This is a genomic window from Lentzea sp. NPDC051208 (genome assembly GCF_040682435.1).
GTDB classification, from domain to species: domain Bacteria; phylum Actinomycetota; class Actinomycetes; order Mycobacteriales; family Pseudonocardiaceae; genus Lentzea; species Lentzea kristufekii.
In genome coordinates, this window is record NZ_JBFBAW010000002.1 from 96409 (window position 1) to 110130 (window position 13722).

The 13722-nt window shown below is 70.1% G+C and carries 15 protein-coding genes; 3 read left to right on the forward strand and 12 right to left on the reverse strand.

The window, feature by feature from the left end; all coding sequences use genetic code 11:
- Positions 1–96: 96 nt before the first annotated feature.
- The 4 genes from AB0M48_RS04820 to AB0M48_RS04835 all read right to left on the reverse strand — a co-directional run bounded on the left by AB0M48_RS04820 (position 97) and on the right by AB0M48_RS04835 (position 4739).
- Positions 97–1299: an MFS transporter gene (locus AB0M48_RS04820; RefSeq protein WP_363836005.1), complete on the reverse strand. Its 1203-nt coding sequence runs from the start codon at positions 1297–1299 to the stop codon at positions 97–99.
- 77 nt (positions 1300–1376) lie between these two features.
- Positions 1377–1736, reverse strand: coding sequence for a hypothetical protein (locus AB0M48_RS04825; RefSeq protein ID WP_363836006.1), 360 nt, complete (start codon positions 1734–1736; stop codon positions 1377–1379).
- Positions 1737–1896: 160 nt separating this feature from the next.
- Complete coding sequence (locus AB0M48_RS04830) at positions 1897–3558, reverse strand: heme peroxidase family protein (RefSeq protein WP_363836007.1); 1662 nt, start codon at positions 3556–3558, stop codon at positions 1897–1899.
- Between the two features lie 131 nt (positions 3559–3689).
- Complete coding sequence (locus AB0M48_RS04835) at positions 3690–4739, reverse strand: glycosyltransferase (RefSeq protein WP_363836008.1); 1050 nt, start codon at positions 4737–4739, stop codon at positions 3690–3692.
- A 42-nt stretch (positions 4740–4781) separates the two neighbouring features.
- Between AB0M48_RS04835 and AB0M48_RS04840 the strand changes: the two genes are divergently transcribed.
- Complete coding sequence (locus tag AB0M48_RS04840) at positions 4782–5105, forward strand: STAS domain-containing protein (protein WP_363836009.1); 324 nt, start codon at positions 4782–4784, stop codon at positions 5103–5105.
- Here AB0M48_RS04840 and AB0M48_RS04845 read toward each other — a convergent pair.
- Positions 5102–5653 carry a chorismate mutase gene (locus AB0M48_RS04845; protein ID WP_363836010.1) on the reverse strand — a complete coding sequence of 184 codons (552 nt, stop codon included), beginning with the start codon at positions 5651–5653 and terminating at the stop codon, positions 5102–5104. The genes AB0M48_RS04840 and AB0M48_RS04845 overlap by 4 nt on opposite strands.
- 9 nt (positions 5654–5662) lie before the next feature.
- Between AB0M48_RS04845 and AB0M48_RS04850 the strand changes: the two genes are divergently transcribed.
- Positions 5663–6022, forward strand: a complete 360-nt coding sequence (locus AB0M48_RS04850; RefSeq protein WP_363836011.1) for an RNA-binding S4 domain-containing protein — start codon at positions 5663–5665, stop codon at positions 6020–6022.
- Here the strand turns inward: AB0M48_RS04850 and AB0M48_RS04855 are convergent.
- Genes AB0M48_RS04855 through AB0M48_RS04865 form a run of 3 tightly spaced genes read right to left on the reverse strand, consistent with a single transcriptional unit; the run spans position 6008 to position 9986 of the window.
- On the reverse strand, positions 6008–7411 hold the full coding sequence (locus AB0M48_RS04855; RefSeq protein ID WP_363836012.1) for a DUF4419 domain-containing protein: 1404 nt from the start codon (positions 7409–7411) through the stop codon (positions 6008–6010). The genes AB0M48_RS04850 and AB0M48_RS04855 overlap by 15 nt on opposite strands.
- Before the next feature lie 6 nt (positions 7412–7417).
- Positions 7418–8287, reverse strand: coding sequence for an NAD-dependent protein deacetylase (locus AB0M48_RS04860; RefSeq protein ID WP_363836014.1), 870 nt, complete (start codon positions 8285–8287; stop codon positions 7418–7420).
- Position 8288: 1 nt separating this feature from the next.
- Positions 8289–9986 (reverse strand): cellulase family glycosylhydrolase, encoded by a 1698-nt coding sequence (locus AB0M48_RS04865; protein WP_363836015.1) that lies wholly within the window; start codon positions 9984–9986, stop codon positions 8289–8291.
- Positions 9987–10005: 19 nt separating this feature from the next.
- Here AB0M48_RS04865 and AB0M48_RS04870 point away from each other — a divergent pair, with 19 nt between their 5' ends.
- Entirely contained in the window at positions 10006–10152 is a 147-nt protein-coding gene (locus AB0M48_RS04870; protein ID WP_363836016.1) for a hypothetical protein, read from the forward strand.
- Here AB0M48_RS04870 and bla read toward each other — a convergent pair.
- The 4 genes from bla to AB0M48_RS04890 form a co-directional block, all read right to left on the reverse strand.
- Positions 10145–11026: a class A beta-lactamase gene (gene bla / locus AB0M48_RS04875; RefSeq protein ID WP_363836017.1), complete on the reverse strand. Its 882-nt coding sequence runs from the start codon at positions 11024–11026 to the stop codon at positions 10145–10147. The genes AB0M48_RS04870 and bla overlap by 8 nt on opposite strands.
- A gap of 64 nt (positions 11027–11090) precedes the next feature.
- Entirely contained in the window at positions 11091–11921 is an 831-nt protein-coding gene (locus tag AB0M48_RS04880; RefSeq protein WP_363836018.1) for a phosphatase PAP2 family protein, read from the reverse strand.
- Between the two features lie 155 nt (positions 11922–12076).
- Positions 12077–12682, reverse strand: a complete 606-nt coding sequence (locus AB0M48_RS04885) for a response regulator transcription factor (protein WP_363836019.1) — start codon at positions 12680–12682, stop codon at positions 12077–12079.
- Positions 12679–13641 (reverse strand): sensor histidine kinase, encoded by a 963-nt coding sequence (locus AB0M48_RS04890; RefSeq protein WP_363836020.1) that lies wholly within the window; start codon positions 13639–13641, stop codon positions 12679–12681. The genes AB0M48_RS04885 and AB0M48_RS04890 overlap by 4 nt, the downstream gene beginning before the upstream one ends.
- Between the last annotated feature and the right edge of the window lie 81 nt (positions 13642–13722).

Genomic DNA, 13722 nt, shown 5'->3' on the forward strand with positions numbered 1-13722 from the left:
AAGTGGATTCAGCGCGGTCGACTGCATCGAAGGCTGATGATCAGCCCGCCGCTTCCGTCCACATAGACGCCTCGGATCCCTGTCACGTTGCACGGATCATCGAACCGGCTCGGGGACGTTCTCCACCGACCGCACGGACCGGGACGCGAGCATCCCCGCGGTCGCGAGCAGGCAGATCGCGGCGCAGCCGAGCAGGGCCGCCGAGGTCCCGAACGCGTGCGACACCGGCCCGATGGCGACCTGGGCCAGCGGGATCGCCACGAACGACCCGAGCATGTCGTAGGAGTAGACCCGCGCGAGCCGGTCCGGCGGCACGTGGTGCTGCAGCGCCGTCTCCCACGCCACCCCGAACTGCTCCAGGCCCAGTCCGGACAGGAACGAGGCGACGAGGAGCAGCCACGGCGCCGGGTGCAGGACCATCACCAGCGGCAGCAGCACGAAGCCCGCCGTGCACGCCACCCCGAGCAGCAGTTGCCGGCGCACCTTCACCCGCATCACGACGAACGCGCCGACGACCATGCCCGCGGTCTGCGCGGCGAGGATCAGGCCCCACATCTCGCGGCCGAACGTCGTGTCCGCGAGCACCGGCCCTAGCACCATCACGCCACCGGCGAGAGCCGCGTTGAGGAACGTGAAGGCCAGGACCACGACCCAGACCCATTGCCGTGCCGCGAACTCCGTCCAGCCGACCTTCAGCTCGGCCAGCACCGACGGTTTGTGCTCTGCCGGGACGTGGGCGGCGGGCACGCGCACGAACGCGAAGAACACGCCGGCCAGCGCGAACGACAGCGCGTCCACGGCGAGGCCCCAGCCCGGACCGGTGAACGCGATCAGCAGGCCACCCATCGCCGCACCGCCGATGCGCGCGAAGTTCAGCCCGAGGCGCAGCAGCGCGTTCGCCTGCAGGCGCTGCTCGACCGGCACCGTCTGCGGCACCAGCGCGGCGGAGGCGGGGAGCGAGAACGCGCTCGACATCCCGTTGACCGCCGACAGCACCACGAGCCACGGCACCGACGCCGTCCCGGTCAGCACGAGACCCGCGATCACCGCCTGGCTGGCGAAGCTGACCGCGCACGACCCGGAGAGCACCAGTTGGCGCGGCAGCCGGTCCGCGACGACACCGCCCCACAGCAGGAACACCACGTTCGTGAGCGACCGCGCGGCGACGACGAGGCCCAGCGACGTGATCGACGAGGTGAGGTCGAGAACGGCGAAAGCCAGCGCGATCGGCGCCAGCGAGTTGCCGGCGATGGTCGTGAAACGACCTGCGAGGAGCCATCGGAAAGCAGGATGCGCCAAAGGCGCCAGTGAATCCCCCATAAGGGGAACCTATAACGGCGGGAGCCGCCCGACCCCGAGGATCGAACGGCTCCCGTTCACCGCACCCTCGGGTGCGATGAGGCGATGACCACCGCGGCGGCGACGGTCACCAGGTTCTTCAGGATGTACTGAGCTTCGAACGACGCCTGCAGAGGACCGGACCACATCTCGCCGGGGAACAACACCAGTGGTGTCGACACCAGCACGGCGTGACCGATCAGCAGGACCGCGCACAACCGCGGTGCGCGGAAGCTCAGCAGAACCAATGCGATCCCGATCTCGGTGATCGCGGCACTCACTCTCGCCACATCCCCGTGAATGATCCCGAACGTCAGCACGGAGACCGTGCGTTCGACGAGATCCTCGGCGGGGCTGCCGCCGGGAAAGAGCTTCAGCACGCCGAACCAGAGGTACACGACCCCCAGGCCGATGCGCAGCAGCGGAATTCCGGACTCTCGCGCAAAACGAGCCAGGCGTTCCCCAGTGCTTTCGCTGCGTGTGGTTCCTGGACGCGACATCGATCTCCCCCTCCTGTCTGACTGCCACCACCCGGTCAGACAGGACACGCGAGGAAGATCAGCTGACGGGATCCCCCAGCGGGTTCAGCAGGTCCGCCTTGCCCTCGAACGCGAACAGCAGCAGGTCGACCATGCGGAACGTGCTGGAGTCCGGGCCGAGCGTGGGCCGCCAGTACGGCGAGCGCACGATCGAGATCCGGCTGCCCTCCATCGCGCGGTGGAAGACCTCCGCGGTGATCCGGCCGCCGACCGGGCCCATCAGCCCGTTGCCGACCTCGGCCTCGCGCAGGACGTAGAACCACAACGGGGTGGCGGCGACCAGCTGCGCCCTCTGCTCCTCGGACAGGCCTTCGAGGACCGCGCCGCCGTTGCCGACGAGGATCTCCTCGGCGGTGAGCGGCTCGACCTCGAACAGCTCGGCGATCTGCTGACCGGTGGCGAGTTCCATCATCGAGGCCCTGGTGAGGTTGCGGAACGCCAGGTTGCGCTCGATCTCGCGGAACTGCGTGCCGCGCCCGCCGAACGTGCCGGCCGGCAGCTGCGTCAGCGGGTCGACCAGCAGCGTGTCGATCCGCTTGGTGACGTTGCCGCCGTCGAACTCCGCCGGCGCGGCCAGGTCGTCGCGCCCGGCCTCGGTGAAGTCGTAGAGCCTGCGGAAGTCCGCGATCCAGTTGCTGGGCAGCGTGAAGATGTCGCCCCTGGCCACGTCGTCCAGGTCGGCGGGAAGTGCGGAGGCCGGGTCGAAGTTGCCGCTCACGCCGGTGAAGGTGAAGAGCTGGAACAACGACGCCGGCGCCCGCACCGGGCCGCGGGTGCGGAACACGCGGTTCCACTCGTAGACGCCACGGACCTGGCTGTGCCCGAAGCGGTAGGAGGCCACCGAGAACTCGATCGGCATGGTCGGCGAGTGGTCCCGGCACCGGCCGGGCACCTCGAAGAACCTGCGGCCGTTGGTGAAGACGTCGTCCACGATCGCCGGGTCGATGATCCGCGGCAGGTGGTCGGTCTTCAGCATCCACTGGTAGTGCCGCACCACGAGCTCCTTGGCGGCGCGGAACAGCCGCTCCCCCGTGAGGCCGGTGAGCGCGAGCTCGTCGACCACCCGGTTGTGGAAGCGGATGAACGCGAGGTGCGTCTGCGCCACCACGAGGTTCTCGTCGTTGCGGGCGTCCGGGATCAGCGGCAGCCGCCGATCCGCCGCCGTGCCGGCCGTCCCACCGCGGCGCGGCAGGTCGAAGCCCTCGAACGGGACGTTGGTGCCCTCGTCCGGGAACGGCACCGGCGTCGTGGTGCCGACCTTGAGTTTCACGCCGTCCTGGGCGTAGAAGGCCTGGTCGTCCTTGTCGCGCGGGCCGCGGCCGTAGACCGAGTCGAGGTCCAGCGCCGGCGAACGGCCCTGCGTCAGCTCGTCGATGTTGACGTCCTGCCCGAGCTGCGACTCGGTGCGGTCCATGGTCAGGTCGTGGTCGACGAACTGACCGAGGTAGGTGAACCCGGCCGGGACGGCCGGATCCGCCGAGTCGGGCTGCGGGACGTTCGCGGTGATCGCGGTGGCGAGGGCAACGCGCGTCTCCTCGTCCGTTCGCGGCCCTTTCGGCCCCAGTCGCGAGAACCGGAACCTGCGCAGCTCCTCCGCCGTGGAGGGCTGACGCGTGGTGGCCTCGCCTCTGCCGTCGAATTCCAGTACGCCTTCGCCCACGACGAAGAAACTGTCGCGCACGTGCCTCTTCATATTTCCCCCTGTTTCCCCTCATACAGGCGACCTGTTCTCCCCAACAAGCACCTGCCCCACCGCCAGTCTCCAGACGGACTAAATTTCCGTCGAAGCTTTTGGTCACACCCAAAATGTCGTCACACTGCGGATACGAGGTGGTCCGGAATATTCGTGAAAGCCTCAAGATCGATTGTTTGTGCGGCGAGGTTCTCAGCGGCGTCGTGATATTTTCTCGTGTTCAGCACGTGCCGGATCCGTTCGGCCAGAACGGCGGCGGTCAGTCCTTTCACCTCCACCCGCACGCCCGCGCCGAGTTCCTGAACGCGGTCCGCGTTGCGCGGCTGGTCGGCGAACAACGGCACCGCGACCATCGGGACACCGGCGGTCAGCGCCTCCCGCACGCCGCTGTAGCCCGCGTGCGTCACGAACACCTTCGCGGTGCCGAGGAGCCGCTGCTGCGGGATCTCCGGTTCGAGGCGGACGTTCGACGGGCGCGGGCCGGTCCAGTCGCCGTGGCCGATCGCGACGACGGAGGGTGCGGCGACCTCGCCCAGCGCCTCCACCACGACGTGCGGCAGCGTGGACCCTCGCATCAGCCACCGGGCGTTGGTGCCGAAGGACGCGACGATCTCCGGTCCTTCCGCACCGCCCTGCTCGACCGGCACGCGGAAGTGGTGCTGGGCCGGGTGCCACGACGGCGGGGTCAGGCCGGCGACGAGTGCCGGTTCGGTCGCGCAGACCCCGAACCTGGCGCGGACCTTGTCCACCAGTTCGTCGAGCAGCGGGATCTCCAGCGGCGCGAACGGGGCGATGTCGACCAGCGCGTGCGGGATGCCGAGCACCTCGGCGGCGATCTGGCCGCCGTACTCGCTGGTCTCGCGCACGATGACGTCGGGACGCCAGGTGCGCGCGAAGTCGAGGACGTTGGCGGCGGACGCGACCACGAGCCGGTCGGACCAGAGCGGCACCTTCAGCACGCCGTCGCGTTCCGGTGTCCACGGTGGCGGCGGCCCGAGGTCGGACGGCGCCGGGACGTCCCGCATCACGACGGTGTGCTCCAGGTGCGCCATCGCGGGCCCTGTCGCGATCACGGCCTCGTGACCCCGCCGCCGGAACGCCCGCGCGAGCGGCACCATCGTCGGCATCAGGTGGGAGTGGATGGGCAAGGACGTCAGAAGAACTCGCACGAAACCAGTTTCGCGGCGGTCACCACTGGGTACAGCTGCGAAATGCTCGAAGTCACGGTGACGGAGTCGTCGCCTGCCTCCACCCTCGTCACAGTCTCCGGCGAACTCGCCGGCTCCGGCTCGGAACGGCTGCTCGCACGGCTGGACCGTCTGCTCGACAACGGTCACCGCTACGTCGTGCTGGACCTGACGGCCGTCACGTTCTGCGACTCCAGCGGGGTGAGTGCTCTCGTGCGCGGACATGCGCGTGCCTCGGCCGCGGCGGGCGGGCTCAAGCTCGCTGCCGCGTCCGAGCAGGTGACGCGCGTGCTCGAACTCTCGGGCCTCGCGCGGATGCTCGGCCTGCAGTCCACTGTGGAGGCTTAGGCGCAGACCGTCCGCATCGCCTCGGCCAGCGCGTCTTCGTGCAACCGGTCGAGGCGGTGCAGCACCACCGCCGACCGTTCCGCGATGGTCGCGTGGACCTCGCACCGCAGCGACGGGCGGCGGAGCCGTTCGGTGTCCTTGAGCTCGGCCAGGATGCCGGACGTCAGCCGGTCGAGGATCGGCCGGACCTCGGTGGCGAGATCGGGCCTGTGCTGCGGAACCTCCTCCGGATGCTCGGTCCAGCGCGCGTAGAGGCCGCGCTGCACGAGCTTGTTCGCCTCGATCTGGGCGCGGAAGAACCGTGCCGCGTTCTCCGGGTCGAGCCGCAGCTCCACCGCCTTGGCCCGCACGCCGTCGAGCACCTGCTGCTCGCGCGCGGGGTCGGCGATCGGTTGTGCCGTCCCGAACTTGGCCGCCGCCACCAGGTCCGCGACCTGGACGCGCTGCACGGCGAGGCCCGTGAGCTCACCGAGCGGGCCGACGGGGGTGAGCGACGCGGCGAGGGTCAGTGCGACCGCCAGGAGCCTCATGATCTCCGAGAGTGCCATGATGGCGGGGTGGAGTCCACGCGCATCGACCGCTGGCTGTGGGCGGTCAGGCTGACGAAGACCCGCCCGGACGCCTCCCAGGCGTGCAAGGGCGGCCACGTGCGCATCAACGACAAGCCCGCGAAGGCCTCGGCGACGGTGGTGCCCGGCGACCAGGTCAGGGCACGGGTGGGCGACAAGACCCGCATCGTCGAGGTGGTGCGGGTGATCCAGAAACGGGTGGGCGCGGCGGACGCGGCCACCTGCTTCATCGACCGCACTCCCCCGCCGCCGGTGGAGGCCCCGATCGCGCGGCGCGAGCGGGGTGCGGGGCGTCCGACGAAACGGGAACGGCGCGTGCTGGACCAGTTCCGGTCACAGCAGTTCTAGATCGGCGAGTTTCCCGGTTTCGAGATGCGCGATGTCGCCGTCCGCGTCCATGGCGGCGTCCAGCAGGTGAGCGAGCGAGGTGCCGAGCAACGGCACCTCCGCCGGGTCGTCACCGGCGCGCAGCACCGCCCAGTGCGGTTCGGCGTCGTTCCACACCTGGACCTCGCCGACGTACCGCCCGTCCGCGAGTGCGAACCGGCCGTAGACCGTGTGCGGCCCGGAGTCCAGGAACGTCGTGGCGTCGTGCGGGAGCAGCCGCCAGGAGCCGCCGAACAGCGAAGCGGTTCCGACGCGCTGGTACAGGGCGATCACTTCCCCGGCACCGGACGGGCCGTACGGGTGCTCGGTGGGTGGCGTCGTCTCGTGCTCCGCGATCAGCCGGTCGGTGACCGTCTCGATGTCCGGGGGCGCGTCGACCAGCGCCCAGCCCGCGACCGGCCTCAGCGCGCCGTCCGGATCCTGCACGACGCCGATCAGGCCCGCGTCGAGTGCCACGACGCGATTGGTGCCGAGGTCGCTGACGTTGATCGTCGCGCGGCACAGGGTGGCGGGCACGGTGTCCGTCCTGATGCCCGGACCTCGTTCGCCGCGCGGCTCGCTGAGACGCAGGCCCAGCATGGGGTTCGGCGCACCGTTCGTGCCTTCCAGCGCCAGGTACGGGTAGAACCGCGAGATCCACCCGGTGACCACCTCACCGCCGTAGGCGTCGGCCGGGTTGTAGATGCGCTTCCAGAACTCCGTGCGCGCATCGCCCGACGCGGCCCGCACGAACTCGTCCATGATCGGTGCGAGTGACCGCGCCCACTGGCCGAGTCCGAGGACGCTCAGATCGTCGACGCGGGCGCGGATCTTGCGCCAGTCGTCGGCCGTGCCGGTGAGCGTGATCGACGGGATTCCGCAGACGCACACCATCCAGTAGGCGTAGTACGGCGAGTACGCGTCCAGCATGGCGACGCGGCCCGCCACTCGTTCGATCTCCGTGCTGGTGCTGAAGTCGCATTCGAACGTCGTGTCGCCGATCTGCTTGCCGAACAGTTCCACGACGTGCGCCCACGACTCGGCGTCCACCGGCATCGGGCCGTCGATCAGCACCGTCAGGCGCTTCTTGCCCTCGTGGCCGACCAGCAGCGGCCGCAGTTCCTCCGCGTGCAGCTTGATGTGCTGGGCGATTCCGCGTGCGATCGTCAGCCACACCGCGTCCGGGGTGAGGACGAGCGGCCGGTGCTGCGCGAACGCCTTCGCCACCGCGCTCAGCAGCGGGTGCACGCCGTCCGGTTCGAGCACGGCCTGGTCGCCGGCGACGACGAGCGCGTCCGGGAACAGGCCGGCGATCGGGCGGGTGGGCAGCGCCTCGGTCACCGGCGTGACGTCGTCGACCGGAAAGGTCACCATTCCTTACCCTACAACGACTTCAGCCAGCTCCGTGAGCGATCTGCCGAGCGGCAGGTCGACCCTCAGCGACGCGTGCGGATCACCCCGCGTCTCACCCCGGTTGATGATCACAACAGGGATTCCGGCGGTGGCGGCCCGCCGCACGAACCTCAGCCCGGACATGACGGTCAGCGAGGAGCCGAGGACGAGCAGGGACCGTGCGCTGTCGACGAGCGAGTAGCACTGTTCGACGCGGGGGCGCGGCACGTTCTCGCCGAAGAACACGACGTCCGGCTTGAGGACGCCGCCGCACTCCCCGCACGGGACGACCACGAAGTCCTTCACGGTCTCCTCGGGCAGGAAGACGTCGCCGTCCGGGTTGATCTCGTCCGTCGTCGCGTGGAAGTCCGGGTTCGCCTCCCGCAGGCGGTGGTCGAGGTCGATGCGCGGGGAGAGCCGCCTGCAGTCCAGGCAGATGACGCGGTCGAGGCCGCCGTGCAGTTCCACGACGTCCGGCGAGCCCGCGGCCTGGTGCAGGCCGTCGACGTTCTGGGTGATCACACCGGCGAGCTTCGGCCTCAGGCGGGTGACGGCGTGGTGGCCCGCGTTCGGCTGCGCGCGGGCGATGGTGCGCCAGCCGACGTGGCTGCGGGCCCAGTAGCGCTGCCGGCCCGCCTGGCTGGTGGTGAACTCCTCGTAGGTCATCGGGGTGTGCTTGCGCAGGGACCCGCCCTCGCCGCGGTAGTCGGGGATGCCGGACTCGGTGGAGAGGCCCGCGCCGCTGAGCACCAGCACCCCACCCTCCGCGACGATCGGCACGACGTCGGTGAGGGTGGTGGTGCGCGGCAGCGCCGGGCCCGGGTTCGACCAGCTCAGGGTGGGCCTAGTTCGCACTTCACCAGCTTACGTACCACTGTCGAATCTCGGCCTCCGCCGCCGCGACGTTGCCTGCCGACGGGGCCGTGACCAGCGCGAACTGCCTTCCCGGGCCGCTTCGGAGCAGCAGCTTGCCGCCCTCGACGGACGACGACGCCGAGCTGACCACCAACGGCGAGCGCAGCGACTCGGGCAGGTGGAGTTCGGTCGGCGCGGAGCCTCCGTTCGAGTCCCAGACGAGCACGGCGAACGGCGCGGAGCCGACGAGCGTGCGGACGGCGGGCAGCGGGATCTGCTGCCAGGTCTGGTAGGCGCGGTCCTCGTAGGCGAAGGCGAGCGTGGTGCCCGCGACGGCCTGCGGGTAGACGCGGTCGACGACGGCCCGGTCGACGTTCAGCACCGCGTTGCCCGCCGCGTCGAGCTTGACCGCCGAGAAGTGCTCGTCGTTCATGGCGTCGCCGTCGGTCTTGACCTTGTCGGGGTTGTCGTTCATCAGCTCGCGGTGACGGCCGTAGTTGGTGTCCCAGTGCCACTGGCTGCCCGAGATCACGCTGCCGCGCGGCGCCGACCACCAGCGCGCGCCCGGCGCCGTCGAGTCGAGGCCCTGGTAGATCGCCTTGAGCACGGACGGCGTCTTGTCGGAGGTGAAGCCCGAGACGGGGTGGCCGAACTCGGAGACGATCGCGGTGGTGCCGAGCGCCCTGGCGCGGTCGCGGATCGTGCCGAACGCCTGGGTGTACTCGCCGTCCGCCGCCTTGCCCGGCATCAGGACTCCGGATTGCGCCTTGCCGTCGTAGAAGTGCGCGTTGAACACGAACCTCTCGCCCAGCGTCGGCACGAGCGCGAGGCCGCCGGGTTCGGCGAAGAAGTCCACGTTCTGGTTCCAGAACACCAGCGGTTCCACGAACGCGGGCTTGGCCGTCCAGCCCGCCTCGTCCATCTCGGCGCGGAACCGGTGGTAGAACGGCATCAGGAGGTCGCGCTCCCACGTCTGCGAGGTCTGGCCGGCGTCGTACTTGCCGGCGTACGGCTCGTTCAACGGGTCGACACCGACGACGAGCTTGAACTCGTTGGCGGGCAACGCTTGCTTGACGTGCTTGAGGGCCTCGCCGGCCGCGTTGACGAACGAGTCCCGCACCCCGTTGCGGTTGTGCCAGAAGTCGTAGGTGGCCGCGGTGACGGCGTTGTTGTTCTTCATGTTCTGGCCCCAGTGGAAGCAGAGTCCGCAGGACTCCTTGGGGTACCCGCTCGCCGCCCACGCCGGTGCGCCGTCACCGGTGTACCAGCTGTCCTTGTTGAACAGGTGGCGCGAGTACAGGTCCTGGTGGAAGTCGAGGTAGACGCGGATGCCGAGGCCGGTGAAGGCGCGGAGCTGCGCCGTCACGCCGTCGAGGTAGGCGTGGTCGATCTGGCCGCGCTGGGGTTCGATCCACGCCCAGGTCAGCAGGAACCGCACGGCGTTCGCGCCGGTCAGCTGCTTCATGGCCTGCGCTGACTTCCGGGCGTCCGCCGTGTTCGCGAACGGAAGCCCGCGGTACTCCGCGAGTTTCGCCGTGCCGGAGACGTTGAAGCCGCGCAACACCACCTCGCGACCGTGTTCGTCGCGGAAGACCCCGCCGGACACCCGGAGCTCGGAGCCGTCGAACGACTCCGCCCGCACGGGTGTGACCACCAGGGTGAGGAGGAACAGGACCACCAGGAGTACCGCTCGCCGCATCGCCGCCGCCTTTGGGAACGTGAACGAGATTCGCATTGCGACCGTAGCGGGTGACCGCGCGTTCGACCAGCGATTCGACGATCAGCCCTCGTCGTTCGACGAAATCAGAACGGCCTGGAACACCTGCTCCAGGCCGTTCAACAAGCTCTACGCGCAGGTCAGCTGAACGTCGCCGCCACGAGCTCCGCCGTCTTGGCGAGCAGCGGTTCGTCGGCGGCGCCGGTCGGCTCGTCCTTCCTGGTCGACAGGACGGCGATCACGATCGGCGCGCGGCCGGCCGGGAACGCGATGCCGACGTCGTTGGTCGTGCCGTAGCTGCCGGTGCCGGTCTTGTCGCCCCAGCGCCACGCCGACGGCAGTCCGGCGCGGATGCGGTTGCCGCCGGTCGTGTTGGCCAGCAACCACTTCGTGAGCTGGTCGGAGTCGTTCGAGTTGAGGGCGTGGCCCAGCGTGAGGCGCGCGTAGCTCTGGCCGATGGCGCGCGGTGACGTCGTGTCGGTGACGCGGCCGGGTTCCGCCGAGTTCAGCTCCGGTTCCCAGCGGTCGAGGCGCGTGACCGGGTCGCCGATCGACCGGCTGAAGCGACTGATCGCCGTGGGGCCGCCGAGTTCCTTGAGCAGCAGGTTCGCCGCGCAGTTGTCGCTGTAGGTGATGGTCGCCTCGCACAGTGCCGAGACGGTCATCCCGTTCGCGAGGTTCTCGGGCTTGCCGGTGATCGGCCCGTACCCCGACTTGTCCACATCTGACTGCGTGTAGGTGATCACCTTGCCGAGCAGCGTCCCGTCGCGGTCCTTGCGCAGGACCGCCGCCGCCGCGATGGTCTTGAAGGTCGAGCACATCGGGAAGAGCTCGTCCGCGCGATGCAGCACCGTGCGACCGGTGCCGGTGTCCGCGGCGAACACCCCGAGGCGCGCGTTGTGCTGCTTCTCCAGTTCACGCAGCCTGCCGGTGACCGTCGAGGCCTGCGCCGCGGCGGGCACGGCCACGGCCAGCGCCGCTCCGGCGCCCAATGTCAGCACGGCACGTCGGTTGAAACTCAACGTCCTGTCCCCATTCTCCGGAAACCTCTCCACCGGACAGGACGCGCGGGAGATCAACTGGTTGTCACTCGATCCGGCGCCAGCACGCGAGGTACGTGAGCGCGGCAACGAGCGACCCGGCCGACGCGAACGCGCCCGCGCCCAGGTAGATCACCCACTCGTCGGCGTTCAGGCCCTCGCCGGCCAGCGAGAATCCCCACAGGATCCCGCCCAGGGCGAGTGTCACGGCCGCGACGGCCGACCAGAACACCACCAGGACCACCCGCCCGACGCGGCGCGGTCCGGTGTAGGGCCGCAGGGACCCCTTGCGCTGCAACCACCACGCGGCGAGGGCCCCGAGGGCGAGCGCGATGCCGTCGGCGGCGAGGGTGTCGCTGAGGCGATGCCACTTCGCGGTCAGCGTGTACTGGCCGATCGCGGTGGCCCACGGCAGCACGAAGAACAGCATGACGCCACGCCACTTCCACGGCACCACGATGATCGCCGCGAACAGCACGGTCATCGCGATCGTCGTGTGTCCACTGGGGAGGCTGTTGTGCGCGTAGTCGCCGGTGACCTCGACCAGAGCGGGACGCGGCAGGACGAACCGCTTGAGCGCCTGCACGACGACCTGGCCGGCGACGATCACGCCGACCGCCGCGACGGTGAGGTCCCAGCGCTTCCTCAGCACGCCGACCAGGGCCACCGCCACCACCGCCGCGGCCAGCGAGTAGACGGTGATCTGGCCGAGCGCGGCCCAGGCGGCGTCCGACTCGGAGACGTCGTCCTGGTCGGCGCCGCGCAGGGCCGCGTTCTCGATCGTCTGGCCGGCCTTCGTCAGCACGGCGAGGACGTACACGACCGCCGCGAAGACGAACCCCGCCGCCGCGACCACGGGCCACCGTCGACAGTTCACGCGGGAGAGTCTGCCGCCGTTCGGACTAGCGCGCAGCCCGAAGATCGATACGCGTCAGCAGGACAGGATCCCGGCGGCAGGCACCGCACCCGGATGAACGCGCACTTCGACGAGAACCTCGTCACCGAGCGGACGACGCCGCCATCGCTGGAGGGCTAGAGCCGGATCAGCTTGCGTTCGACGGCGGTCGTCACGGCCGCCGTCCTGGTCTCCACGCCGAGTTTCACGAAGATCCGCACCAGGTGCGTCTTCACGGTGGCCTCGCTGATGAACAGCTCCTTCGCGATCTCCCGGTTCGACAGGCCGCGGGCGAGGTGCTCCAGGATCTGCACCTCGCGCTTGCTGAGCTTCGGCGCGGGGCCGCGCACCTGGCGCAGCAGCCGTTGCGCGATGTCCGGTGAGAGCACGGTCTGTCCCGTCGAGGCCGTGCGCACGGCCTTGGCCAGATCCTCCGGGGCGCAGTCCTTGAGCAGGTAGCCGATCGCGCCCGCCTCGACCGCGCGCACGATGTCGGCGTCCGAGTCGTAGGTCGTCAGCACCACGACCTGCGGCGGGTTCTCCAGCGCGCGGATCCTGCGGGTGGCCTCCACGCCGTCGATGCCCCTGCCCAGCTGGAGATCCATCAGCACGACGTCCACAGTGGACGCCCTGCTCACCGCCTCCTCACCGGTCGCGGCCTCGATCACCTCGAATTCGCGCGACAGCAGGCCGACGAGTCCGAACCGGACCACCGGGTGGTCGTCCACCACCAGCACCCTCATGGCGTCGGCACCGTCACGGCCACCGCGGTCCCCTCTCCCGGCGCGCTCTCCACGGACACCGTGCCACCCAGCTCGGTGATGCGCCCGCGGATGGACGCCAGCCCGTAGCCGCGGCCGTCCGCCGCCTTCACCTGCGCCGGGTCGAAGCCGCGCCCGTCGTCCACCACGTCCAGCGTCACCGCGTCTCCCAGGTACGACAGGGTGATCGCCACCCGGCTGGCCTCCGCGTGTTCGGCGACGTTCGCGACCGCGCCCTGGGCGACCCGCAGCAACGCCACCTCCGTCTGCACGCTCAGGGCGTACGGATCGCCGTCCACCTCCACGTGCGGGCAGAGCCGGTGCAGCGCGTCGACCAGCGTGCCGTGGATCGGCGACAGGTCGCGGACGAACCGCCGCGCCTCCCCCAGGTTCTCCCGCGCGACCTCGGCGGCCTTCTCCGCCTCCCCGAGCGACAACAACAGGTTGATACTGGAGAAGCCCTGGGCCAGGGTGTCGTGGATCTCGCGCGCGAGGCGCTGGCGTTCCTCCAGCACCCCGGCCTCGTGCAGCAGGCGGGCGCGGTCGAAGAACACCGCCGCCGTCAGCACCGCGACCCCGGCCGGACCGAGCACCAGCGACCAGTCGAACGTCGCCGCCAGCCTGATCTGGGCCAGCACGACGGCCGCGGTCAGCACGGCCGCGATCGGCAGCGCCACGCGTGGCCGGAGCTGGCGCAGGCACTGGAAGAACAACGGGATCGCGCACCAGCCGAAGCTCGGCGCCAGCCACACGAGCACCAGCCACACGGCGAGCACGAGCGGCAGCGCCCGCGTCCACCGCACGCTCGCGGGGTAGACGAGCCCCAGCGCGAGAGCGAGGCCGAGCACGAGGAGATCGGCGCCGTGGTACGCGACGTACCGCGCCGCCGACGCCGTCAGCAGCACGTAGAAGCCCGCGTGCATCGCCCTGTGCAGCCACACGTCGGCGACTGTAGGCGAGCGGCGCACCGCCACGGGTCAACCGATGGGTTGAACCGGGGTTCAACCGTCACCACCAGGGAA